The following is a 2,522-nucleotide window of genomic DNA, read 5'->3' as shown; positions in this document are numbered from 1 at the left end:
GTTGCAGCTCGTACAGGGTGTCGGCGGTGAGGATCGCGGCCAGCCAGAGGGCCAGCAGCACGAACGCCGCGTCACGCCGTCCGCCGCCGAACAGCAGCCGCAGCGACACCAGCAGCAGCACCAGGTCCATCAGCGGGTAGGCCAACGACACCATCTCGACCAGCACGGGCGTGCCCAGGCGGGTCTGCGGGCCGAGCACGAACACCCACGACAGCAGGCCCGCGACCACGGTGAGCGAGACCGAGTCGAGCAGGCTGGGCAGGTCGCGGTCGGAGCGGCGCTGCCGGATCAGCATGAGCAGGCCGACCACCACGAGCGGGTAGTGGGCCAGGTAGAACGCGTCCGCGATGGACGGGTAGCCGGTCTCGTGCAGCACGTAGTGCGAGGTGTAGAAGCTGGTGTCGGCCAGGGCGTACACCAGTTGGCTCAGGCAGAGCACGAGCCACGGCGCGCGGGGTTCGGCCCGGTTGCGCCGCACGCCCCACCACACGGCGAGGGCGGCGGACGTGCTCACCGCGCAGTAGACGACCACCCGCAGCGGCAACGTGCCCACGAAGATCGGCAGGGCGTAGTAGACCGCGATCGATAACAGACCGAAAACCAGATAACCCATCCACAACTGATGTTGTTTCCGGATCGGGATTCCGCGGTTTTCGACCGACGTGACTCCGGCGACGCGCAAACCCGGCTCTCCCTAGTGCGGCAACGCTGACGTTCGACAAGCCGGGGACATGAGACCGGTAAAGGGGAGCCCGAGTCAATCCCTGTTGCCGAGTCTTCATCCGCGGAACGCCCGCGGATGCCCATCCGCGTCGCAACGGAGGACTCGATAAGGTGCATATTAGTCATGCCGCGGTCGCCGGTGACGTGCGGCTCCTGGAGGAGGGGAACGATGGCGGAGGACGCGAAAGCCCTGCTGGAGCGGGTGCGCGCGGAGTTGAAGGGTGACGGCGGGACGAACCGGCTGGTGCCGTTGATCGCGCGCGGCAAGGCTCCGCTGAGCGCGTTGAAGGCGCTGGCGGCCGAGGAGCACCGGATCGTCCAGAGCGATTGGCGAGCGTTCCTCACGTTGGCCGCGCAGTCGACCGAACCGGCGCAGCGCGAGTTCTTCGCCGCGGTCGCCGGGGGCGAGGGCCTGGCGTTGGGCAAACTCGCTGATTTCGCCGCCGCGTGCGGCCTGTCCCCGGAGGACGTGGCCGCGTACCGGCCGTTGCCGGGCTGCCAGGCATATCCGTCGTACGTGGCCAGGCTGGCGTTGGACGGCAATCCCCACGACGCGCTCCTCGCGATTCTGGCGAACTTCGCGGAATGGGGTGGCTATTGCGCGACGATCGCCGCCGCGCTGCGTGAGCACTACGGATTCGACGACGCCGGGTGCGCGTTCTTCGACTTCTTCGCGGAGCCCGCGCCGGAGCTGGACGCGCTGGGCCTGCGCGCGCTGGACCAGGTGATCGCCACGGGCTGGTCCCCCCCGCCCGCGATGCCCGCCGCCCGCCTCCTGCACGCCTACGAGCTCCTCTTCTGGAACACCCTCGCCGACCTCCACTGACCGGAGGTCCTCCCTCCCCAGCGCGAGAGTCCTACGTTCAGAGCGCGAGAGTCCTACCTCCACGACCACTGAGTTCTACGTTCGGGCATCGCTGAGCGTTCAACTCGGGGTACGTGGACGTAGGACTCTCGCGTGCTGGAGGTAGGACTCTCGCGCTAAGGGAGGACGGAGGGTTGGGCGTCCCAGTTCTCGGCCGAGTCGGGACGGCCGAAGAGGTAGCCCTGGGCGTAGGCGCAGCCGGCGTTGCGCAGCCAGTCGGCCTGGGCCTGGGTCTCGATGCCCTCGGCGACGGTGTGCGCGCCCAGCACCTCCGCCAGGTCGATGATGCACCGCACCACGCCCGCCGTGCGGCCGGTGTCGTTCAACGCCCCGGTGAACGACCGGTCGATCTTCACCACGTCGAACGGGTACCGCTGCAGGTAGCTCAACGACGAGTACCCGGTGCCGAAGTCGTCCAGCGCGACCCGCACCCCGGTCTCCCGCACCTCCATCAGCCCGCGCATCGCCGCGCCGTCGGCCCACACCGACTCGGTCACCTCGATGGTCAACCGCTCCGGCGGCAGCCCCGTCGTCTTCAGCACCCGGTCCAACGACGGCAGGAACGCCGGGGCGGACAGCTGCCGGGTGGACACGTTCACCGTCACGCTGAGCTGCCGTCCCTGCTCGCGCCAGCGCATCGCCTGCTCGCACGCGCCCGCCAGCACCTTGTTGCCCAGCGGCACGATCAGCCCGGTCTCCTCCGCCAACCCGATGAACTCGCCCGGCGGGAGCAGCCCGTGCCCCGGCCGCTGCCACCGCACCAACGCCTCCGCGCCCGCCGCCGCCGACGTCGCCAGGTCCACGATCGGCTGGTAGAGCAGCACGAGCTGCCCGTCGGACACGGCCGTGCGCAGGTCGGCCCAGCGCGTAGAGCAGCTCCAGCAGCACCGGGTCGCCGCCGAGGGTGTCCACCACGCGGCGCACGGTGGCCTCG

The 2,522-nt window shown here is 69.8% G+C and carries 2 protein-coding genes and 1 pseudogene; 1 reads left to right on the top strand and 2 read right to left on the bottom strand.

Annotated features, from left to right (window positions below):
- Nucleotides 1–613 (bottom strand): annotated as a pseudogene (locus AB0G02_RS35075) (diguanylate cyclase); the annotation flags it as partial.
- Between the two features lie 279 nt (nucleotides 614–892).
- Here AB0G02_RS35075 and AB0G02_RS35070 point away from each other — a divergent pair.
- Complete coding sequence (locus AB0G02_RS35070) at nucleotides 893–1,549, top strand: transcriptional regulator (protein WP_360803191.1); 657 nt, start codon at nucleotides 893–895, stop codon at nucleotides 1,547–1,549.
- Nucleotides 1,550–1,704: 155 nt separating this feature from the next.
- On the opposite strand, the gene AB0G02_RS35065 is transcribed toward AB0G02_RS35070, so the two are convergent.
- Nucleotides 1,705–2,522: EAL domain-containing protein (locus AB0G02_RS35065; protein ID WP_360803188.1), on the bottom strand; the 818-nt coding region annotated here is incomplete at its 5' end.

This window comes from Actinosynnema sp. NPDC023658 (genome assembly GCF_040639995.1).
Classification (GTDB): Bacteria; Actinomycetota; Actinomycetes; order Mycobacteriales; family Pseudonocardiaceae; genus Actinosynnema.
Note: the sequence above shows the minus strand (reverse complement) of the source record. Positions and strands in the feature narration are given on the sequence as shown.

Coding starts and splice junctions, on each gene's coding strand:
- AB0G02_RS35070 (WP_360803191.1), top strand. CDS start 893: ATGGCGGAGGACGCGAAAGCCCTGCTGGAGCGGGTGCGCGCGGAGTTG.